The sequence below is a fragment of the Pigmentiphaga sp. genome, assembly GCF_033795525.1.
In the GTDB taxonomy this organism is placed as follows: Bacteria; Pseudomonadota; Gammaproteobacteria; order Burkholderiales; family Burkholderiaceae_B; genus Pigmentiphaga.
In genome coordinates this window covers 433,716-454,653 of sequence record NZ_JARYGM010000001.1, presented here as the reverse complement: position 1 = coordinate 454,653, position 20,938 = coordinate 433,716, and the positions used below count along the sequence as shown (strand labels likewise).

The 20,938-nt window shown below is 65.8% G+C and carries 18 protein-coding genes; 14 read left to right on the top strand and 4 right to left on the bottom strand.

The window, feature by feature from the left end:
- Positions 1-7 precede the first annotated feature (7 nt).
- From QHC78_RS02185 to QHC78_RS02175, 3 genes are all read right to left on the bottom strand, one after another.
- On the bottom strand, positions 8-1,000 hold the full coding sequence (locus QHC78_RS02185; RefSeq protein WP_319742242.1) for a tripartite tricarboxylate transporter substrate binding protein: 993 nt from the start codon (positions 998-1,000) through the stop codon (positions 8-10).
- A gap of 47 nt (positions 1,001-1,047) precedes the next feature.
- On the bottom strand, positions 1,048-1,983 hold the full coding sequence (locus QHC78_RS02180) for an IclR family transcriptional regulator (RefSeq protein ID WP_319742240.1): 936 nt from the start codon (positions 1,981-1,983) through the stop codon (positions 1,048-1,050).
- 81 nt (positions 1,984-2,064) lie between these two features.
- On the bottom strand, positions 2,065-3,000 hold the full coding sequence (locus tag QHC78_RS02175) for a LysR substrate-binding domain-containing protein (protein ID WP_319742239.1): 936 nt from the start codon (positions 2,998-3,000) through the stop codon (positions 2,065-2,067).
- A gap of 107 nt (positions 3,001-3,107) precedes the next feature.
- On the opposite strand from QHC78_RS02175, the gene QHC78_RS02170 reads away from it, so the two are divergent.
- From QHC78_RS02170 to QHC78_RS02105, 14 genes are all read left to right on the top strand, one after another.
- Positions 3,108-3,995, top strand: a complete 888-nt coding sequence (locus QHC78_RS02170) for an HTD2 family dehydratase (RefSeq protein ID WP_319742238.1) — start codon at positions 3,108-3,110, stop codon at positions 3,993-3,995.
- Positions 3,992-5,233, top strand: a complete 1,242-nt coding sequence (locus QHC78_RS02165) for a CaiB/BaiF CoA transferase family protein (RefSeq protein ID WP_319742237.1) — start codon at positions 3,992-3,994, stop codon at positions 5,231-5,233. The genes QHC78_RS02170 and QHC78_RS02165 overlap by 4 nt, the downstream gene beginning before the upstream one ends.
- Positions 5,234-5,243: 10 nt before the next feature.
- Positions 5,244-6,164 (top strand): HpcH/HpaI aldolase/citrate lyase family protein, encoded by a 921-nt coding sequence (locus tag QHC78_RS02160; RefSeq protein ID WP_319742236.1) that lies wholly within the window; start codon positions 5,244-5,246, stop codon positions 6,162-6,164.
- Between the two features lie 69 nt (positions 6,165-6,233).
- The gene (locus tag QHC78_RS02155; protein ID WP_319742235.1) at positions 6,234-7,214 is read left to right on the top strand and encodes a Bug family tripartite tricarboxylate transporter substrate binding protein; all 981 of its coding nucleotides are present in this window, start codon (positions 6,234-6,236) and stop codon (positions 7,212-7,214) included.
- A gap of 178 nt (positions 7,215-7,392) precedes the next feature.
- Entirely contained in the window at positions 7,393-8,745 is a 1,353-nt protein-coding gene (locus QHC78_RS02150; RefSeq protein ID WP_319742234.1) for a cytosine deaminase, read from the top strand.
- Positions 8,746-8,905: 160 nt separating this feature from the next.
- On the top strand, positions 8,906-10,042 hold the full coding sequence (locus QHC78_RS02145) for an MFS transporter (protein WP_319742730.1): 1,137 nt from the start codon (positions 8,906-8,908) through the stop codon (positions 10,040-10,042).
- A gap of 26 nt (positions 10,043-10,068) precedes the next feature.
- A complete protein-coding gene (locus QHC78_RS02140) occupies positions 10,069-10,248 on the top strand; it encodes a hypothetical protein (protein WP_319742233.1) in 180 nt (59 codons plus the stop codon).
- A gap of 84 nt (positions 10,249-10,332) precedes the next feature.
- Positions 10,333-12,291, top strand: coding sequence for a DNA topoisomerase IV subunit B (gene parE, locus QHC78_RS02135; protein WP_319742232.1), 1,959 nt, complete (start codon positions 10,333-10,335; stop codon positions 12,289-12,291).
- Positions 12,291-14,600 carry a DNA topoisomerase IV subunit A gene (gene parC, locus QHC78_RS02130; RefSeq protein WP_319742231.1) on the top strand — a complete coding sequence of 770 codons (2,310 nt, stop codon included), beginning with the start codon at positions 12,291-12,293 and terminating at the stop codon, positions 14,598-14,600. Before parE ends, parC begins: the two co-directional genes overlap by 1 nt.
- 3 nt (positions 14,601-14,603) lie before the next feature.
- Positions 14,604-15,713 (top strand): MBL fold metallo-hydrolase, encoded by a 1,110-nt coding sequence (locus QHC78_RS02125; protein ID WP_319742230.1) that lies wholly within the window; start codon positions 14,604-14,606, stop codon positions 15,711-15,713.
- Between the two features lie 170 nt (positions 15,714-15,883).
- Complete coding sequence (locus QHC78_RS02120) at positions 15,884-16,447, top strand: HNH endonuclease (RefSeq protein WP_413816396.1); 564 nt, start codon at positions 15,884-15,886, stop codon at positions 16,445-16,447.
- A gap of 160 nt (positions 16,448-16,607) precedes the next feature.
- Positions 16,608-18,512 carry a molecular chaperone HtpG gene (gene htpG, locus QHC78_RS02115; protein WP_319742228.1) on the top strand — a complete coding sequence of 635 codons (1,905 nt, stop codon included), beginning with the start codon at positions 16,608-16,610 and terminating at the stop codon, positions 18,510-18,512.
- A 131-nt stretch (positions 18,513-18,643) separates the two neighbouring features.
- Positions 18,644-19,321 carry a class I SAM-dependent methyltransferase gene (locus tag QHC78_RS02110; protein WP_319742226.1) on the top strand — a complete coding sequence of 226 codons (678 nt, stop codon included), beginning with the start codon at positions 18,644-18,646 and terminating at the stop codon, positions 19,319-19,321.
- Positions 19,318-19,830, top strand: coding sequence for a DNA-deoxyinosine glycosylase (locus QHC78_RS02105; RefSeq protein ID WP_319742225.1), 513 nt, complete (start codon positions 19,318-19,320; stop codon positions 19,828-19,830). The genes QHC78_RS02110 and QHC78_RS02105 overlap by 4 nt, the downstream gene beginning before the upstream one ends.
- A gap of 19 nt (positions 19,831-19,849) precedes the next feature.
- On the opposite strand, the gene QHC78_RS02100 is transcribed toward QHC78_RS02105, so the two are convergent.
- Complete coding sequence (locus QHC78_RS02100; RefSeq protein ID WP_319742224.1) at positions 19,850-20,857, bottom strand: LysR family transcriptional regulator; 1,008 nt, start codon at positions 20,855-20,857, stop codon at positions 19,850-19,852.
- Positions 20,858-20,938: the final 81 nt, after the last annotated feature.

Here is a 20,938-nt window from a genome sequence, read left to right as displayed (position 1 = left end):
TTCAGAGTCAGTCGATCTTGATCCCGGCGGCCTTGACCACACGGGCCCATTTGTCGATTTCGGCGTCGATCAGCGCGGCGTATTGGTCCGGGGTCGAGCCGACGGCCTCCATCCCGAGCTGCGCCATGCGGGCGGTCAAGTCGGGCGATTTGACGATGCGTCCGATATCGGCGGCGACGCGCTGCCGCAATTCCGGCGGCACGCCGGCCGGTTCGATGATGCCTATGGTGCTCATGGCCGAGAATCCGGGGATGGTTTCGGCAATGACCGGGATGTCGGGTTTGCTCGCGGCGCGGGCCGGGCTGGCGAGCGCGATCAGCTTGAGCCGCTTGTCCTCGACGAAGGGCAAGGCCGAGAACATGACGTCGAACAACAGCGGGACCCGGCCCCCGACCACATCCTGCTGGGCCGGGCTGCTGCCCTTGTACGGCACGTGCACCAGTTCGATGCCCGCCATGTGGGCCAGCAGTTCGCCCGCCAGGTGGGTGCCCGTGCCGACTCCGGGCGTGGCATAGCTCAGCTTGCCGGGGTTCTGCTTGGCGTAGGCGATCAGCTCGGGAACGGAGTTGACCGGTAGCGACGGATGCGCGAACAGGCCGAAATGGGTCAGGGCGACCTGCGAGACTGCAGCGAGGTCCTTGCGGGTGTCGTAGGGCAGCGAGGGCTGCAGGCTGGGGTTGATCATCAGCGCGCTGATGGCCATGCCCAGCGTGTATCCGTCGGGCGGCGCCTTGGCGACCGTGCTGGTGCCCGTGATGGTTCCGCCTCCGGGCTTGTAGTCGACCACCACGGGCTGTTTCCAGGCCGCCTGCATTTTCTCGGCCAGCATGCGCGCGATCGTATCGGTGGGACCGCCGGGCGCGAACGGCACGATGAGCTTGATGGGGCGGGTGGGCCAGGCAGCCTCGGGCTGGGCGGCCGACAGCCGTGTCGCGGCGGTCGACGCCAGCAGCGCCGCGAGGGCAGTCCGGCGCCTGGGATTGGAAGGAAAGTGGGGCATGCGTGTCTCCTGTGTTTTTATGGATGAACAGCCGTCGACCGGATTCTTCAGACTGAAGAAGGGGCGGTTCGCCGGCGAGGGGTAGCCGCGGCAGCGGGGGCGGGCGGTGCGGTTGCGGATGTCAGCGTTAAACCCGATATGCCGCCGATCTCGGCGGCGAAGTCGGCGGCGGCGCGCAGCAGCCGCGGAATGACCACTTCGTGCAGCTTGTCGGGCGTGATCAGGAAGGACGGGCCGCCGCAATTGATGGCGAAGACTTCGCCGCTAGGCGCCTGTACCGGCGTGGCCACTGCGTTGATCTGCGCGTGCCATTCGCCCAGGGACGCTGCATAGCCCAGCCGCCGGGCCTTGCGCAGCGCGGCTTCGAGGCGCGAGGGTGGGACGGTGCTTCCAGCGCGCAGCGTATCGGCGCTGACGGTCGCGCAGGTGATGGGATCGACGCCGGCCAGCCAAGCCCGGCCCAGTGCCGAACTCGCCAGCGACATGCGCGTGCCGACGTCGGCGCCCAGGAAAGCGACTGCCGAGCGGGCGCGCGCTGCCTCGACCACCAGTATGTCGGGACCGTCGCGCAGGCCCAGGAAGGCCGACGCGCCGCACGCTTCGGCCAATGCCACCAGGTGCGGCCGGACCAGGCGGCGGGCATCGATGGCGCCGAGGAAGGACTGGGCCAGGCGCACCACGCCGGCAGCCAGTTCGTATTTGTCGGAGTCGGGGCAGGGGCGCAGCTGACCCAGCGAGACCAGCGTGGAAATCAGGCGGTAAGCGGTCGGCCGCGGAATTCCCGTGGCCTCGGCGACGTCGCCATTGCCGAGCGGGCCGTTGGCGCGGGCAAAGCAATCGAGCACGGCAAAGCCGCGTTCAAGGGCAGTGACATTGGCGGGTGGCTTGGTGGGGCGGCGCATGACGGTGGCGGTAATCCGGGAAGGCGGACCAGGCTGTCCGCCGTCGGCAACCACTCTAGGATCGTTGCTTGCGGAAAACAATGGTTTTCAAAAACCATTTTCATTTTTCCGCTTTTAGGCCCGGCGCGGATGGCGTTTCGAACCCGGATGCGAGCGGGCGGGTCAGTCGGGACGCTCGGTGCTCAACAGGGCTTTCTCGATTGCTGCCCGGGTCAGGCCTGGGGCGAGGCTGCCGACGAATTCGTAGAGATGGCCGGGCCAGTAGGCGCCGCGGCGGGCCAGCACATAGACCGTGCTGGTCGGGAACAGGTGATCGACCGGCCGGGCGTGGAGCCGGCGGTCGCCCGACCGGGAATAGGCGATCACGGGAATGACGGCCAATCCCACGCCCGTGGCGGCATAGCTTTTCATGATTTCCACATCGGTACCCCGCACCGCGATCTGGGGCACGAGTCCTGCCGCCGCAAAGGCCTCGTTCACGCGCCGCCCGATGGCGTGCTGTTCGCTATAGGTGATGAGCGGATAGCGGGCGATGGCCTGGAGCGTCAGTGGCTGCGACGTGAAAACCGGATGGCCGCGCTCGCCGATCAATACGTGCTTGAGCTCATAGCAAGGGATGGTAGCGAGCGAGGGCGGCAGGAGCTGGGGAGCGGTCGACAGTCCGATGTCCACGCCGCCGGTCGCCACCAGGTCGGCAATCTCCATCGGTGTGGCCTGGACCAGATGGAGGCCGACGCCGGGATGCCGGCGGGCAAAGGCCGGCACGATGTCGTGCAGGGCATAGCGGGCGTGCGTGTGGGTCGTGGCGATCGCCAGCCGTCCTCCCGCTTCGCGGCGATGGTCAGCGACGATATGGGCGATGTCTTCAGTCGCGGCAAGCATGCCGCGCATGCAGCGCAACACCTGCTCGCCCACGTCGGTCAGCCCGAGTATGCGGCTTTTCGAGCGGATCAGCAGGGCCGCGCCCAGGCTGTCCTCCAACTGGCCGACTTGCTTGCTGATGGCCGATTGGGTGGTATGCAGGGCACGCGCCGCCCTCGACACGCTCATGTCGTGATCTACCACGGCGCACAACGCCCGGATTTGCTGGAGTTTCATCCGTCTATTCCAAAATGGAATGCTAATGAGCAATTTACCATTTCCTGGAAAACGTCGGCCGCACTACGATCGTCACGTACAAGCGAAAAAAGACAGGGAGACGAAACGTGATTTCCGACGCTACGTCGGCGGCCTTGGAAGACTTGCAAGCCTGGGTCGGCCGCAGCGAGACGACCACCGACGTCGTCACTCCGCAACTCGCCCAGCGCCTGTCGGCTACCATCGAGGCCACGCGCGACGGCACGTTCGAGCGCGGATCCGAGCTGCCGCAGATGTGGTACAGCGTGCTTTTTCCCCGTGTGGTCCCGCGTTCCCAGCTTGGGCGCGACGGTCATCCGGCGTTGGGTGATTTCCTGCCGCCCGTGCCGCTGCCCAAACGCATGTTCGCGGGCAAGCGTATCCAGTTCGTTGCGCCCATACGGATCGGGGACGAGCTCGAGCGGATTTCCACCATCGCATCCATCGCGCCCAAGCAGGGCAGCTCCGGGCCGCTGGTATTCGTGACCGTGCGCCATACCATCCGCAACGCCGCCGGTACGGTGGTGGTCGAAGAGCAGGATGTCGTTTATCGCAGCAGCGCTCTCGGCAAGGACAGCGCCTCGGCCAAGGCGGCGGCCGCCCCGGCTTTCGAGGCGCAGCACCGCTCCGACCCCATCGTGGCGGATTCCGTCATGATCTTCCGCTACAGCGCCTTGTGCTTCAACGGCCACCGCATTCATTACGACCTGCCCTATGCCACGCAAGTAGAGGGCTATCCCGCCCTGGTCGTCAATGGCGGCCTGTCGGCCCTGTGCGCGGTAGAGCATTTGCACCAGGCCTGGGGCGGCACGCGACTGTCGCAGGTGACGACACGCAATACCGCGCCCTTGTTCGAAGGGGACCCCTTCAGGGTCGAAAGCCGGGGCGGGCAGGACCCGGATGAAATCCTGTTCCGGGTGGTGACCGAGGCCGGTAAAACCACCTTGCAGGGATCCGCCAGGAGGGCGCATCAGTGAGCCAGGCTCCCCTTGCCTCCGACAGCCAGGCCCCGCTCGAGGGCCTGCGCGTGGTCGATCTGACCCAGGTCGTGGTCGGCCCCTATGCAACGCAGTTTCTGGCCGACTTCGGCGCCGAAGTCATCAAGATCGAGCATCCTTCCGGCGATCTCGCCCGCTGGATAGGCGGCCGGTCGCCCACTCCCGGCATGGCTGCCAAATACCTGCACCTGAACCGCAACAAGAAAAGCCTGGCCCTGGACCTGAAAAAGCCCGGGGCGCTGGACGCGCTCAAGAAGCTGATTGCCACCGCCGACGTGGTGGTGCACAACATGCGTCCGCCGGCGGCCGCCAGGCTCGGCCTGTCGGCGGACGACCTGATCAAGCTCAAGCCGGACCTGATCTACTGCAGCGTCGTGGGTTTCGGACAGCAGGGGCGCTATCGCGACAAGCCCGCCTACGACTCCATCATCCAGGGCGCCTCCGGACTGGCCGCCATCAACAATGGCGGCGACGGCCAGCCCCGCTTCGTGCCCATGGTCATCGCCGACCGGACCGTCGGCATCATGGTGGCCAACACTATCTTGATGGCGGTGGTGCAGCGCATGCGGCGCGGCGGGCCGCAAGTGGTGGAGGTACCCATGTTCGAGAGCATGGCCGCCTTCGTGCTGGCCGAGCACATGTTTCTCAAGACCTTCGAGCCGCCGCTCGGCAGCCCGGGCGATTCGCGCCTGCTCGATCCGAATTCGCGGCCTATCCGTACCGCGGACGGCTACATCTGCGTAACGGCCAACACCGACGCGCAGGTGTTCGCGATGTTCGAGGCCATGGGACGGCCGGACCTGCGTACCGATCCGCGGTTCGCCGACAAGCGGGCGCGGTTCGAGAACATCGGCGAAATGTTCCGGATCCGCAACGAGATATTCGCCACCCGCACCACGGCGCAATGGCTGGAGATCCTCGAGGCGGCCGATATTCCGGCGATGCCCTTGCACACGCTCGATTCGGTGCTGGAAGATCCGCACCTGGCCGATACCGGCCTGTTCGAGAAAATCGAGCACCCCACGGAGGGCACGATCACCAACCTGCGCAATCCGGTGCGTTTTTCGACGTACGAGCCGCAGATCAAATGGCCGGCCCCGCATATCGGGGAGCACAGCGTCGAGCTGTTGCAGAGCATCGGCCTGGACGACGGCGCCATCGGCGCCTTGCTGGAAAGCGGGGCCACCGTGGACTTCGCGTCCCGCGCGGCGGCTTGAGGAGAAAGACATGACGACGAGCATGGCCGAGCGAGCCAAACAGCGCGAATTGCCGGTCTGGCGTTCGCTGCTCTATGTCCCGGCGAATGTGCCGCGCTTTATCGAGAAGGCCCATACACGCGGCGCCGACGCCATCATGCTGGACCTCGAAGACAGCGTGCCTGCCACCGAGAAGGCCGCTGCGCGAGCTGCCGTACCTGCCGCGGCGGCGCAGGTGCGGCGGGGTGGTGCCGACGTGCTGGTGCGCGTGAACCGTCCGCTGGCCTTATGCGTGCGCGACGTCGAGGCGAGTGTGGGCGAGCACGTCGATGCCATCGCCATTACCAAGGTCGACGGCCCCTCGCACGTTCGGCTGCTCGACGAACTGGTCACGGAACTGGAGGCCGAGCGGAGCATGCCGGCAGGCCATACGCGTTTCCTGCTGATGATAGAAACGCCCGAGGCCTTCGAGCAAATGACGGAGATCGCCCGTTCGTCGCCGCGGGTGGCGGCCATCAACATAGGAGGCGAGGATTTTGCGCTGAACGGCGGTTTCGAGCCGACCGACGAGGCCTTGCTGATGCCCAAGCAGCGCATGATTCTCGCGGCCCGTGCCGCCGGCGTCATGCCGCTGGGCTATATCGGCACGGTCGCCGATTTTTCCGACTGGGAGCGTTTCCGCGCCATGGTTCGCCGCTCCCGGCAGTTCGGGTTCGACGGTGCGAGCTGCATCCACCCGGGGCAGGTCGCCATCGTCAACGAGGAGTACGGGCCGCGGCCCGAGGATGTGGCCAACGCCCGGCGCATCCTCGAAGCCGCGGAACGGGCGCAGGCCGAAGGGCGTGCGTCGTTTCAACTGGACGGCAAGATGATCGACATCCCGGTCATCGAGCGCGCCCGCCGGTTGCTCGATCGCCTGCGGCGCATCGAGGCGCGGGCCGCCCGTTCCTGAGGCGCCACAAAAAGGGTGCCAAGCCCGGCGTTTAGACCATACGAAGTGCACATCGAGGAGACACGCACCATGTTGAAGAAAGTCGTCGTCGCATCGGCGCTGGCCTGCGCCGGTTCCGCTGCGGGTCCGCTCTATGCGGCTGATTCCTATCCCACCAAGCCCATCACGCTGGTGGTGCCGTTCACGCCCGGCGGCAGTACCGACATCATTGCCCGGGTCATGGGCAAGCAGCTGGGCGCGGCGCTGGGGCAGCCCATCGTGATCGAGAACAAGCCGGGGGCCGGCGGCATCGTGGGCACGCAGTACGCCAAATCCCAGCCGGCCGACGGCTACACCCTGATCATGGGCGCCATTGGCACATTCGGGGCCAACGCCACGCTCTATCGCCGGCTGCCCTACGACCCGGTGAAGGATTTCGCACCGATCTCGCTGGTCGCCGGCGTGCCCAACGTGCTGGCGGTGAATCCCGCCAAGCTCGATGTGCGCACGGTGGACGAGCTGATCAAGGCCGCCCGCGCCAAGCCCAATGGCTACGACTACGCGTCGGGCGGCAACGGCAGCGCGGCCCACCTGGCCACCGAGTACTTCAAGCTCAAGGCCAACATCCAGATCCAGCACGTGCCGTACAAGGGTACGGCGCCCGCGCTGAACGACCTGGTCGGCGGCGTGACCTCCATGGTCCTGACCGGCTATCCCCCCTTGTCGCCGTTCCTGCAGGCCGGCCGCTTGCGGCCCATCGCCGTTGCCACCGCCAAGCGGCTGCCGCAGCTGCCCGACGTGCCTACGATCAGCGAAACCAAAGGGCTCGAGGGCTTCGAGGCCAGCCAGTGGTATGGCCTCCTGACCGTCGCCGGTACGCCCAAGCCCATCGTCGACCGCCTGAACAAGGAAGTGGTCGCTGCCTTGAAGAACCCCGAAACGCTGGAACAGTTCCGCAAGGAAGGACTCGAGCCGATGTACAACACGCCGGAAGAGTTCGCGCAGTACATCAAGGACCAGATCCAATTGTGGCGGCCGGTGATCCAGCAGGCCAACATCATCATCGACTGAACGGACCGTGCCCGTGCCGGCGGGCAGGGCGCCCGCCGGGCGGCATTCGCGTCTTCCGTGTCTAATTAGGCCCAGCCATGTCCCCAAGGCAAGGCCCATGCGCTGGCATGGGCCTTGCCTTCGATCATGGTGTCTGCCATGACGGCGCCGCCGCGCCATTTGCCACGAGAACCGACGCATGAGTGCCACTTCTTTTTTCGACATGCCCCGTACGGCGCGCTATGCGCTGCGCTGGATCAGCCTGCCTGAGTGCCTGGCCCCCGCCGGCCTGCCGCCCGCGATGCGCGGAGGCAGGCCTATTGCGTCGATGGTGCAGGCAGACATGCTGATCGAAGACGGCCGGATCGCGGCCATCCAGCCGGCGGGCACGCTGCCCGCGGCAATGGGGCCGGACCTGGGCCAGTCCATGGTCCTGCCCGGTATGCCGGATGTGCATGCGCATCTGGACAAAGGCCACATCTGGCCGCGCATGCCCAATCCCACCGGCGACGCCGTGGGCGCCGCCATGGCGACGAGCGAAGACCGCAGCGCCCGTTGGACCGCCGAGGATGTCGAACGGCGGATGGAGTTCGGGCTGATGACCGCCTACGCGAAGGGCGTGGTGGCGATACGCACGCATCTCGATTCGCTGGCGCCCCAGGCGGCGATTTCGTTTCCCGTATTCGAAACCTTGCGCGCGCGGTGGGCGGGCCGCATTGACCTGCAGGTCTCGTCCATTGCACCGCTGGATCTCTTTCTGACGGACGAGGGCCGGCAGCTGGCCGATACCGTGGCGCATGCGCAAGGCCAGCTCGGCTGCATGACGCGCTTCCGGTCCTTGCCCAACGTGCCGATGCCGCCCGAGTTCGACCAGGCCATGGGCAACCTGTTCAGGCTCGCCGCCGAGCGGGGCCTCGACGTCGACCTGCATGTAGACGAGTCCGGCGACCGGGAGGCGCGGACCCTGCTGCGCGTCGCAGAGCTTGCACGCCGCGACGGCTTCGAGGGCGACATCCTGTGCGGCCATTGCTGTTCGCTGTCGCTGCAGGACGACGACGTCATCGAGGCAACGCTCGATGCGTGCGTCCAGGCGCGGGTCGACATCGTCACCTTGCCTGCCGTCAACCTGTACCTGCAGTCGCGCCAGGCCGGCGTCACCCCGCGCTGGCGCGGCGTCACGTTGCTGCATGAAATGAAGGCGCGCGGGCTGCGCGTGGCCATCGCCGGCGACAACTGCCGCGATCCCTTCTATGCGTATGGCGACCACGACATGCTGGAAACATTCAGCCAGGCGGTCAAGATCCTGCACCTGGACCATCCGCTGGGCGACTGGATACGGGCAGCGACCGCCACCCCGGCCGAGATCATGGGGCTGCCGCAGGCTGGCCGCATCGCCCCCGGCGCGCCGGCCGACCTCATCGTCTTGCGCGCGCGGGACTATTCCGAGATGTTGTCGCGTTTCCAGTCGGATCGTGTAGTGCTGCGGGCGGGCCAGGCCATCGATACGACGCTGCCGGATTATCGGATGCTGGATGACCTGATGGCGGCGTGACGGATAGCGGAAGGCCCGGCGGAATACAATGCCCAGGCCATGGCCTTAAGCGCGGGCGTCCGCCGCGCAGCCATGACCAAGGTCGCTGCCCATGTCGTTGCCGCATCTATTTCCATCGTCATCACCGCCCCGCGCCGGAACCGTCATCGCGTGCGCCTCGATGGTGCTGCTCATCGCCATGGGCGTGCGGGCGACCTTCGGTCTTTTCATGCAACCCATGGGGCTCGCCCATGGCTGGGGCCGCGACGTCTTTTCGCTGGCGTTCGCCATTCAGAACCTGGTTTGGGGCCTGGCTGCCATCCTGATGGGGTCGGTAGCGGATAAATGGGGATCGGGGCGCACCATCGTCGCCTCGGTGCTGTTGTGCGTGCTGGGCTTGGTCGGTACCCGGTATGCCAGTTCCGAATGGATGCTGTATCTCAGCTCCGGCGTGCTGGTGGGCCTGGGACAGGCGGGGATGACGTTCGCGGTGCTGCTGCCGGTCGTGGCGCGCTCGGTTCCGGTCGAGCAACGCAGCGTCGCGATGGGCATCGCCAGTGCGGGCGGGTCCATGGGCCAGTTCGTGGTCGTGCCGGCTGGGCAGCTGCTGATCGACCGCTTCGATTGGACAGGGGCGCTGTGGATCCTGTCGACACTGGTATTGCTGGCTCTGCCGCTGGCTACGCGATTGGTCGGCAAGCCGCAGCACACCGCAGGCGCGCAGTCGCTGGGCGCCGCGATCAAGCAGGCCATGGGCCATCGCTCCTACCACTTCCTGTTCTGGAGCTATTCGGTTTGTGGATTCCACACGGCTTTCATTACGCTGCACCTGCCGGCCTTCGTGGTGGACGGTGGCCTGAAGGCCTCGGACGGCGCCATGTCCATCGCGTTGATCGGCCTGTTCAACGTATTCGGTTCGTATTGGGCCGGCAAGATGGGCGGACGCCACAGCAAGAAGCATCTGCTCGCGCTGCTGTACGCCATACGGTCGGCCGCGATCCTGCTGCTCCTTTTCCTCCCGCTGACACCCGTCGTGCTGTATCTTTTCGCGGCTCTCATGGGGCTGGTGTGGCTGGGCACCGTGCCATTGACGACCGGCCTGGTGGGACATATCTATGGCATGCGCTATGCGGCGACACTGACCGGCATCGTATTCTTCGGGCACCAGATCGGCAGCTTCGTCGGCGTCTGGCTCGGCGGCAAGCTCTATGTCGCAACCGGCAGCTACGATGTCGTATGGTGGCTGTCGGTGGCGCTGGGACTCGCCGCCGCGGCGCTGTGCCTGCCCGTGCGCGAGCGCGCGCTGGCCCCCGCGTAGGCATGCCCCGTTCCTTCAGAGGCACCATGACCGCTTTCCGCCCGAATGCAGAGATAGCGCCGCGCCGGCGCCGCGGCCTGCAGCTCGCGTGGCGCGTGCTGGGCTACGCTTTGCTTGGGGCCGTGCTTGCGGTAGCCTTCCTGGGCTATTTGCGTCCGCAAATGGTCGTCGGCTGGGACGCACTCATGGCCTGGTGCGGCTTTTGAGGCGGCTGTCGCAGCTGGACGGACGAAGCTCGCGCTTCATCCGTAAAATAGCCTTCATTTTTTTCCACAGTTGCTGGGGATAACTTGGCCACTCGCTACAACGAAGCTTCGATCCGGGTGCTGAAAGGGCTGGAGCCCGTCAAACAGCGTCCGGGCATGTATACCCGAACCGAAAACCCCCTGCATATCGTGCAGGAGGTGGTCGACAACGCCGCCGACGAGGCGCTCGCCGGCTACGGCAAGCATCTGCAGGTCATCCTGCATGCCGACGGCAGCGTCACGGTCGAGGACGAGGGCCGCGGCATCCCGGTCGGCCTGCATCCTGAAGAAAACGCGCCGGTCGTCGAACTGGTCTTCACCCGCCTGCATGCCGGCGGCAAGTTCGACAAGCAGGGCGGCGGCGCCTATTCCTTTTCCGGTGGCCTGCATGGCGTCGGCGTTTCCGTCACGAACGCGCTGTCATCCCGGCTGGAAGTGACCGTCTGGCGCGACGGCGCGGCGCATCGGCTGGTATTCCAGCACGGCGACGTGGTCGAAGAGCTCGCCCAGGTGTCCGACCCGGCGCGCAAGAAAAACGGCACGCGCGTGCGCTGCTGGCCCGATCCCAAGTACTTCGACAGCGGTGCCATCCCGCTGGGCGAGCTGACGCGCCTGTTGCGCAGCAAGGCGGTGTTGCTGCCCGGCGTCAAGGTCACGCTGCGGACCGAGAAGACCGGCGAAACCCAGACCTGGTTGTACGAACAGGGCTTGCGCGGCTACCTGACCGAAGCGCTGGCCGGCGCCGAACTGCTGATTCCGCTGTTCGAGGGCGAGCAGTACGCCGGCAGCGACCACGAGAACTTTGCGGAAGGCGAAGGCGCACAGTGGGTGGTGGCCTGGACCGAGGATGGCAACGTCGTGCGCGAGTCCTACGTCAACCTCATCCCCACGCCGGCAGGCGGCACGCACGAGGCCGGCCTGCGCGACGGGCTCTTCAACGCGGTCAAGAGTTTCGTCGAGCTGCACAATCTCAGCCCCAAGGGCGTCAAGCTGCTGCCTGAAGACGTTTTCGCACGCGCCAGCTTCGTGCTGTCTGCCAAGGTGCTCGACCCGCAGTTCCAAGGGCAGATCAAGGAGCGCCTGAACAGCCGCGACGCGGTGCGCCTGGTGGGCGGGTTCTGCAAGCCCGCGCTCGAGCTGTGGCTGAATACGCACGTGGAGTACGGCAAGAAGCTGGCCGAGCTGGTCATACGGCAGGCGCAGTCGCGGGTCCGCGCGACGCAGAAGGTCGAGAAGCGCAAGAGCTCCGGCGTCGCGGTGCTGCCCGGCAAGCTGACCGACTGCGAAAGCAGCGATACGTCGCGCACCGAAGTCTTCCTGGTCGAGGGCGACTCGGCCGGGGGGTCGGCCAAGATGGGGCGTGACAAGGAGTTCCAGGCCATCCTGCCGCTGCGCGGCAAGGTGCTCAACGCCTGGGAGGTCGATCGCGATCGCTTGTTCGCCAATAACGAGATCCACGATATCGCGGTGGCCATCGGTGTCGATCCGCACGGCCCCGGCGACAATCCCGACCTCTCGGGCCTGCGCTACGGGCGCGTCTGCATCCTGTCGGACGCGGATGTCGACGGCTCGCATATCCAGGTACTGCTCTTGACCCTTTTCTACCGGCACTTTCCCAAGCTGGTGGAAGCCGGCCACGTGTTCGTGGCCCGGCCGCCGCTGTTCCGGGTCGACGTGCCCGCCCAGGGCAAGCGTCCGCCCCGCAAGCTGTACTGCCTGGACCAGGGCGAGCTGACCGCGGTGGAGGACAAGCTGCGCAAGGAAGGCGTGCGCGAAGGTTCGTGGAGCATCAGCCGCTTCAAGGGGCTGGGCGAAATGAGCCCGGAGCAACTTTGGGAAACCACGATGAACCCCGACACCCGGCGCCTGCTACCGGTGACCTACGGCGAACTGGGGCGCGACGAAACTACGCGCATGTTCGACATGCTGATGGGCAAGGGTGAGGCCGCGCAGCGGCGCTCGTGGCTGGAAGAAAAAGGCGATCTGGCCGAGGTGGATATTTAATGACGGACGAACAACAACCCGGCTTGTTCGAGATGCCGGGCGGCGATGCCGCGATCACGCTGGCGCGCTATGCGGAACAGGCTTATCTGGATTATGCGGTATCGGTCGTAAAGGGACGGGCGCTGCCCGAGGTGAGCGACGGCCAGAAGCCGGTGCAGCGCCGCATTCTTTATGCAATGCAGGCCATGGGGCTGGGTTCCAATGCCAAGCCCGTGAAGTCCGCCCGGGTGGTGGGCGACGTGCTGGGCAAGTACCACCCGCACGGCGACCAGGCCGCCTATGACGCGCTGGTTCGCATGGCGCAGTCGTTCTCGTTGCGCTATCCCCTTATCGATGGGCAGGGCAACTTCGGTTCGCGCGACGGCGACGGCGCCGCGGCCATGCGCTATACCGAGGCGCGGCTCACGCCGATCGCCCGGTTGCTGCTGGACGAGTTGGACGAAGGCACCGTCGATTTCATTCCGAACTACGACGGTTCCCACCAGGAACCCAAGCAATTGCCGGCGCGCCTGCCCATGGTGCTGCTCAATGGCGCTTCGGGTATCGCGGTGGGGATGGCGACCGAGATACCGCCGCACAATTTGCGGGAGGTGGCTCAGGCTGCCGTCGCATTGCTGAAGAACCCCAAGATCCCGGACGAAGAGCTGTACGCGCTGGTGCCGGGACCGGATTACCCGGGCGGTGGCCAGATCATCACCCCGCAGGCCGAGATCGCGCAGATCTTCAGTGCCGGCCGCGGGTCCATCAAGGTCCGCGCGCGCTGGAAGTTCGAAGAGCTGGCCCGGGGCCAATGGCAGCTGGTCGTGACCGAGCTGCCGCCTTCGACGTCCGGCCAGAAGGTCCTGGAGGAAATCGAGGAACTGACCAACCCCAAGGTCAAGGCCGGCAAGAAGAGCCTGAGCGCGGAGCAGCAGCAGACCAAGGCGGCCATGCTGAGCCTGCTCGACGCGGTCCGCGACGAATCGGGCAAGGATGCCGCCGTGCGGCTGGTGTTCGAGCCCAAGACGTCGCGGGTGGACCGCGACGAATTCGTCAATACGCTGCTGGCCCATACCTCGATGGAAAGCAGCGCGCCGATCAACCTGGTCGCGGTGGGCAACGACGGCCGGCCGCGCCAGAAGTCCCTGCGCGGCATCCTCGACGAATGGCTGGCCTTCCGTACCCAGACGGTTACCCGCCGCTCGCGCCACCGGCTCGACAAGGTGCTGGACCGCATCCACGTGCTGGAAGGCCGGATGGTGGTCTACCTGAACGTGGATGCCGTGATCAAGGTGATTCGCGAGTCGGACGAACCCAAGCCGGCGCTGATGCAGGCGTTCAAGCTGTCGGAGCGGCAGGCCGAGGACATCCTCGAGATGCGCTTGCGCCAGCTCGCCCGCCTCGAGGGCTTCAAGATCGAGCAGGAACTCAAGGACCTGAAGGAAGAGCAGGGCAAGCTGGAAGACCTGCTGGCCAATCCGTCCTCGCTCCGGCGCCTGATCGTCAAGGAAATCGAAGCCGATGCCAAGCAGTACGGCGACGACCGCCGCACCCTGATCGAGGCGGCCGAACGCGCCACGGTCGAGGCCAAGGTGATCGACGAGCCGGTCACGGTGATCGTCTCGCAGAAAGGCTGGCTGCGCGCGCGCCAGGGCCACGGCCACGATGCCAGTCTGTTCACGTTCAAGGCCGGCGATGCGCTCTATGGTGCCTTCGAGTGCCGGACGACCGACACCCTGGTTGCGCTCGGCAGCAACGGGCGGGTCTATTCCGTGGCTGTCAGCGCGCTGCCGTCCGCGCGCGGCGACGGCGTGCCGGTGACCACGCTGATCGATCTGGAGGCCGGATCCCACATTCTGCACATGATTGCGGCCGCTCCCGACAGCCGCTGGCTGCTGACGACGCAGCGGGGCATGGGCTTCGTCACCCGCCTGGGCGACATGGCCACCCGCCAGCGCGGCGGCAAGCAATTCATGACCCTCGACGAGGGCGATCGCCCGTTGCGGCCGGTCCCGGTCTTCGACGGGGCGGAATCGATTGCGCTGCTGTCGGCCAAGGGGCGGTTCCTGGTGTTCGGCATGGCCGAAGTCAAGGTGCTGTCTTCGGGAGGACGGGGTACTACCCTCATGGACATCGACGCCAAGGACAGCCTGGCGCAGGTCGTGCCCATAGGCCCGGCCGGGCTGCGGGTTGCGGGCATCTATCGCAACAAGCCGCACGAGGAAATCCTCGCGGGCGACGCGTTGGCGGTCTACGTCGGCAAGCGCGCCCGCAAAGGCCGGCTGCTCGATGCCAAGGCCAAGCAGCCCGTGCTTTCTCCGGTGCTCTGACCCATGCTGGGCAAGTGGCTGGCGGCAGTGGCGGCGGCGGGGGCGGTGGCCGGATGTACGCCGGTCAACCCCTATTACGACCCGGCGCAGCCTCATCATACCGAGCGCGGATTCCGTAATCTTTATTCGTATGCCGCCTCAAGCACGCTGGATTTCTGGCGGTGGCAATTCAATCGCTGGAACCGTGGCTTGCCGCCTCCGCCCACCGATTCGCTGGCTCCCGTGGTCGCCGACGTGGCGTGGTTGCAAGCGCCGTCGGACGATGTCCGGGTGACCTGGGTCGGGCACTCGACGCTGCTGGTCCAGGCCGGCGGCTTCAACCTCCTGACCGACCCCATGTTTTCGGAGCGCGCCTCGCCGGTTTCCTTCGCCGGTCCCAAGCGCCACCAGCCCCCGGGCATCGCGCTGGCCGACCTGCCCCGTATCGATGCCGTCGTGATCTCGCACAATCATTACGATCATCTGGACCTGGCCTCGGTCAAGGCGCTGGCCGCCCAGCAAGGGGGACCGCCGGTTTTCATGATGCCCTTGGGCGTGGACGTCTGGTTCCGCCAGCACGTGCCCGAGGCCACCGATCTGCGCCCGCTGGATTGGTGGGGCCAGACCATCGTCGGCGTTGCGGTCCTGACGCTGCTTCCCGTGCAGCACTGGAGCGCGCGCACGCCTTTCGACCGTTCGACTACCCTGTGGGGCGCCTGGTCGGTACAAACGCGGGAGCCCGCCTTCAGCTTCCTGTTCGGCGGCGATTTCGGCTATTCCCGCGACATCGCCACCATAGGCGAGCGCATGGGGCCCTTCGATCTGGCGGCGCTGCCCATAGGGGGGTATGCGCCGCGTTGGTTTATGCGAAGCCATCATATGAGCCCTACCGAGGCGGTGCATGTGCACCATGAGCTACGGGCCCGGGCTTCGGTCGGCATCCACTGGGGAACCTTCGAGTTGACCGACGAGGCACTGGACCAGCCGCCGCGCGAATTGGCTCGCGCGCGCCGCTACGCAGAAGTCCCGGCAGAGGAGTTCTTCGTCATGCGCCATGGCGAAACCCGGGTGTGGCGCGATGGCCGGTGGCTGGTGCGGGCGCCGGGAGACGAAAGCGGCCCCCAGGCGCGTTGACGGCAGGCCGAGGCGGCGGTGTAGCGGCGCCCGGGCATGGGCGCGGCCGGGAGGGTGGCAATCTCGCCACGAATCGCGCCTCCCTCCACCCTTGTCTTGATTTGGTCATTGAGGCGCTGTATAAAAACCCAGTAAAAGATAGCGATAGGCAATCCATTCAGGAGAAAACTGTGGCTCATCTGGTTCTCGCACTCGATGTTGCCGGTACGCCGGTGCACTGGGTGGATATTGAAAAGGCCATTAGCCTGCACGTCGCAGGCCGCGTGGCATGGGAACTGGGGGAGACCACCGTGACCTATCGCGGGGGCGTCAATCGGCTGACCGGAGAGATCTCCACCGTCAGCACCGCCAGCATCATCGCGGTGCGCGGGCGCGAATTCCGTGGCGACCGTTCAGCGTCGATCAGCATCAGCCGCGAGCGGCTCTTCGCGCGCGACAAGCACATCTGCGGATACTGCGGCGGCTGTTTTCCCGATGCCGACCTGACCATCGAACATGTACGCCCGGAATCCCGCGGCGGCGGCAACCGCTGGGAAAACGTGGTCACGGCGTGCCGGTCGTGCAATCAGCGCAAGGGCAACCGCACGCCCGAGGAAGCCGGCATGCCGTTGCTGTATCTGCCGTACCGGCCGAATCGCTGGGAAGGTATGATTCTGCGCAACCGGCGCATCCTGGCGGACCAGATGGAGTTCCTCATGGCCGGGGTGCCCAACACCAGCCGATTGGCGGCATAGCGGCGCTGCCGCGGTCGTTGCATGCCAAGGCACCGGGGCTGGCCCCGCGGTGTCTTCCTGGTTGGCCCTTCCTCGACGCGTTCGTCGCCGACATGCTTGAAAATCGGCCTGGCGTCCCTATTTTGTACGCCAGCCTGTTTCGTTCCTTTGAATCGCCGCTATGACTCAAACCGCAAATACCTCCGAGACCCTGGGTTTCCAGACTGAAGTCAAGCAGTTGCTGCACTTGATGATCCATTCGCTGTACAGCAACAAAGAGATCTTCCTGCGCGAGCTGGTTTCCAACGCTTCGGACGCCTGCGACAAACTGCGTTTCGAGGCCATCGACCGCCCGGAGCTGCTGGAAGGCGAAGGCGAGATGGCCATCCGCGTCGGCTACGACAAGGCCGCGCGGACCATCACGATTTCAGACAACGGCATAGGCATGACCCGCGACGAGGCCATCGCGAACCTCGGCACCATCGCCCGTTCGGGCACGCGTGAATTCTTCCAGCAACTGACCGGCGACAAGCAGAAGGACGCGCAGCTCATCGGCCAGTTCGGCGTGGGCTTTTATTCGTCGTTCATCGTCGCGCAGAACGTGACGGTGATCAGCCGCCGCGCCGGGCTGCCTGCCGATCAGGCGATACGTTGGGAATCGGCCGGCGACGGCGAGTTCACCATCTCGGCCGCCGAGAAGCCGGGGCGCGGCACCGATATCGTGCTGACCCTGCGCGAAGGCGAGGACGAGTTTCTCTCGTCCTGGAAGCTGCGTGACATCCTGCGTCGCTATTCCGACCACATCTCCATTCCTATCCGCATGAACAAAGAGGAGTGGGATGCCGAGAAGTCGGCACATGTGGTCAAGGACGAGGAGGAAACGGTCAACCAGGCCAGCGCGCTCTGGACCCGGAACAAGTCCGAGATCAGCAACGAGCAGTACGCCGAGTTCTACAAGCACGTGGCGCACGACTTCGAGGAACCGCTGGCCTGGACCCACAACCGCGTGGAAGGCCGCAGCGAATACACGCAGTTGTTGTATGTGCCCAAGCGCGCCCCGTTCGATCTCTGGGACCGTCAACGCAAGCACGGCGTGAAGCTGTACGTCAAGCGCGTCTTCATCATGGATGACGCCGAGCAGTTGCTGCCTGCCTATCTGCGTTTCGTGCGGGGCGTGATCGACTCGGCAGACCTGCCGCTCAATGTGTCGCGCGAGATCCTCCAGGAAAGCCGCGACGTACGGGTTATCCGCGAAGGCAGCGCCAAGCGCGTGCTGGGCCTGCTGGAAGACCTGGCCGAGAACCGCAAGGAAGACTACGCGGGTTTCTGGAGGGAGTTCGGCCAGGTGCTCAAGGAAGGCGTGGGAGAAGACGCGACCAATATGGAGCGTATCCTCAAGCTGCTGCGTTTCGCCTCTACCCACGACGGCACGGCCGAGCAGACGGTATCGCTCGCAGACTATGTCTCGCGCATGAAAGACGGCCAGGACAAGATCTACTACGTGACGGCGGAAACGTTTGCCGCGGCCAGCAGCAGCCCGCATCTGGAAATCTTCCGCAAGAAGGGGATCGAGGTGCTGTTGCTCACGGACCGCATCGATGAGTGGATGCTGTCCTTTCTTCGCGAGTTCGAGGGCAAGCCGCTTGTTTCCATTGCGAAGGGCGGGCTGGATCTCGGCGCGCTGGCGGACGAGGAAGAGAAAAAGCAGCAGGCCGAGGTCTCGGAAGAGTTCAAGCCCGTGGTCGAACGGATCAAGGCGGCGCTGGGCGATGCGGTCAAGGAGGTGCGCGTCACTTTCCGGCTGGTCGATTCGCCGGCCTGCGTGGTCGTGGACGACCAGGACATGAGCCAGCACCTGCAGCGCCTGCTCAAGGCGGCGGGCCAGGCCACGCCCGAGTCGCGGCCCATTCTCGAGGTCAATCCTCGCCACGCGCTGATCGAGCGCATCAAGCAGGCGGAGGACGGGGATTTCGAGCAGTGGGCCAAGCTGTTGCTGGACCAGGCGTTGCTCGCCGAGGGGGCGACCCTGGAAGACCCGGCGGCCTTCGTGCGCCGGATGAACAGCCTGCTCCTCGGCCGGTCTTGAGCCGCGGCCGCCGTCAGCCGCAGCGGAGCCGGCCCGCCGCAGCCGGCCCGAGCGAGCTCGACGAACCCACGTTTTCGGAAGACGAGGGCATACGTTACCTTCACTTCGGCAGCCCATGGATACAGGGCGCGATGCGGCTTCGCAGCCCGTTTTCGCTGGTGCTGGAATATACCCGCCAGATGATGGCGTGGCTGTTGTTTCTCGATCCCCCCGGGGGACCGGAGGCCATCGGCACGCTGGGCCTGGGGGCCGGATCGCTGGCGCGGTTCTGTCTCAAAAACACGGAAAGCCCCGTGCTCGCGGTGGAATGGAATCCTCGTGTGACGGCGGCTTGCCGCGCCTATTTCCGGCTTCCGCCTGACGGCGACCGTTTCCGCGTCATCCACGCCGATGCCGGCGAGTGGGTGCGTGATATCGCCCATCGCGGCAGTTGCCGCGCGTTGATGGTGGATTTGTACGATCACGAGGCGCGCGGTCCGGTGCGGGATTCGGTGGCGTTCTACCGGGGATGCCGGCAAGTCGTCAGCGCCCACGCGCAGCAGGCCGGTGTGGTGACCGTCAACCTTTTCGGCGCACACCAGAGTTTCGAATACAACCGGCGCAATCTGGAGGAAGCGTTCGAAGGACGGGTGTTGCTGCTGCCCGAGATCGAGGAAGGCAATCGCGTTGCGATCGCGCTTGCCGGTCCGCCGCTGGATATCGACGCGCAGACTCTGCTGGCCCGCGCCGACGAGGTCGAGCGCCGGTACGGCCTGCCGGCCAGGAAATGGGCGCGGTCCCTGGCGCCGGCGCTGTCGCGGGCAGCATGACGCAGCGCTTGCCTTCCCTGCCGGCTTCCCCGCTCAGCGGCTTTCCGCCGGTGCTGGCCGGCCATACCTCCGTGCTCATCCTGGGCAGTTTCCCAGGCGTCGCGTCGCTTGCGGAGGGCCGGTACTACGCCCATCCGCGCAACCAGTTCTGGCGGCTGCTGGGCGCCTGCCTCGGGTTCGACCTGGCGGCGTTGCCGTATGCCGACCGCCTGGATGCCGTGCTCGAACGGGGTGTGGGGATCTGGGATGTGGTGGCCAGTTGCCGGCGCGAAGGCAGCCTGGATGCGTCCGTCACCGACGCCCGGGTCAACCCGCTCGCCGCCTATCTGCGCGAACATGCTCCCGCGCTCTCGCGCATAGGATTCAACGGCGGCCTGTCATGGAAGCTCGGCCGGCATCTGGCCGAGCATGGCTACCGGGTCTACCGGCTTCCTTCTTCGTCGCCCGCGGCGGCGATGTACAGCTTCGAGCAGAAGCTGGCGCAATGGCGCATCTTGTTCGAGGATTGAGCGCCCACGGCGCGTGGCGCTAGGCGGTACTTTGCTTCGCCGCGCGGCGGACGCGGCGCGCACCCGGCCGGGCGGTCCGGTTTTTCTCGCGCAGCGAAAACTCCAGCTCCAGCGCCTCGTCGGTCAGGCTGCGTATTTCCTTGATCAGGGCCTGGCTGGCGATCGACAGCGCGGTATCCCGCCGATAGACGATGCCAATGGTGTGGGTGCCCAGCAGCTGCGCCCGGATCGAGGCATGCAGCGGGAGTTCCACCACGTTCCCGGTGTCTTTCTCCAGCCGTGCCGAATCGTACCGGGTCAAGCCTATGCAGTCGCTCGCTACCAGCGTGGAGCGGAAGAAGTAGAACGAATCCGTCCGGATGACGTTATGGGCAAACGGCGTGCCCTGGGCCCTGACGGTTCGCCGTAGCATCTGCTCCAGCTGCGAGCATTCGGACAAGACCAGCCACGGATAGTCGGCAAGGTGCCGCGCGCTGCCGTCGAAGGTGCCCAGTATGGGATGGTCTGAGCGGACGAAGAGGGCGTTGCGGTCCGGGAAGAGCGGCTCGGAAACCAGTTCGTCGGCGTATTCGTCATCCTCGATCCCCACAATGGCGAAATCCAGATCGCCGCGCAATAGGGGGCCCAGCATGCTGGAGCGGTGGCCAAACTGGTAGTTCACCGTCAGCCGCCGCGCATCTCTTGCCAGGTTGAGCGTGGCCTTGGGCAACACCTGGTTCTGCAGGAAACCCGGCACGACGCCCACGTTCACTTCGCCCATGGAGACTTCCCGCAGGGCACGCGCTTCGTTTTCCAGCTTGCGCAGCTCGGCGTCGACCAGCTTGGCACGCGTGTAGATCGTCTCGCCGAAGGCGGTCAGGCTGACACCCCGGGCAGTCCGGGTGAACAGCGCTACCCCGAGTGCCTCTTCCAGTTCTTGCAAGTCCTTGGTGAGCGATGGCTGGGAGACGTTCAGATGCGCGGCGGCCTTGTTGATGCTGCCGAGTTCCGCGATGGCGAGAAAACGTTTGAGGGCGCGCAGGTTCACGGGCGGAGGCGGCAAAAAAGGAGCCGCCAGGATATCAATATTTCAGATAACTGGCGCAAAAAAATGTATTTGATGTCTATA

Bases quoted from the DNA above. Each gene is read 5' to 3' on its own strand.
- QHC78_RS02160 (WP_319742236.1), top strand. From the start codon at position 5,244: ATGACGACGAGCATGGCCGAGCGAGCCAAACAGCGCGAATTGCCGGTC.
- QHC78_RS02145 (WP_319742730.1), top strand. From the start codon at position 8,906: ATGGTGCTGCTCATCGCCATGGGCGTGCGGGCGACCTTCGGTCTTTTC.
- QHC78_RS02175 (WP_319742239.1), bottom strand. From the start codon at position 3,000: ATGAAACTCCAGCAAATCCGGGCGTTGTGCGCCGTGGTAGATCACGAC.
- QHC78_RS02185 (WP_319742242.1), bottom strand. From the start codon at position 1,000: ATGCCCCACTTTCCTTCCAATCCCAGGCGCCGGACTGCCCTCGCGGCG.
- htpG (WP_319742228.1), top strand. From the start codon at position 16,608: ATGACTCAAACCGCAAATACCTCCGAGACCCTGGGTTTCCAGACTGAA.
- QHC78_RS02150 (WP_319742234.1), top strand. From the start codon at position 7,393: ATGAGTGCCACTTCTTTTTTCGACATGCCCCGTACGGCGCGCTATGCG.
- QHC78_RS02105 (WP_319742225.1), top strand. From the start codon at position 19,318: ATGACGCAGCGCTTGCCTTCCCTGCCGGCTTCCCCGCTCAGCGGCTTT.
- parC (WP_319742231.1), top strand. From the start codon at position 12,291: ATGACGGACGAACAACAACCCGGCTTGTTCGAGATGCCGGGCGGCGAT.
- QHC78_RS02155 (WP_319742235.1), top strand. From the start codon at position 6,234: ATGTTGAAGAAAGTCGTCGTCGCATCGGCGCTGGCCTGCGCCGGTTCC.
- QHC78_RS02110 (WP_319742226.1), top strand. From the start codon at position 18,644: ATGCGGCTTCGCAGCCCGTTTTCGCTGGTGCTGGAATATACCCGCCAG.
- QHC78_RS02140 (WP_319742233.1), top strand. From the start codon at position 10,069: ATGACCGCTTTCCGCCCGAATGCAGAGATAGCGCCGCGCCGGCGCCGC.
- QHC78_RS02125 (WP_319742230.1), top strand. From the start codon at position 14,604: ATGCTGGGCAAGTGGCTGGCGGCAGTGGCGGCGGCGGGGGCGGTGGCC.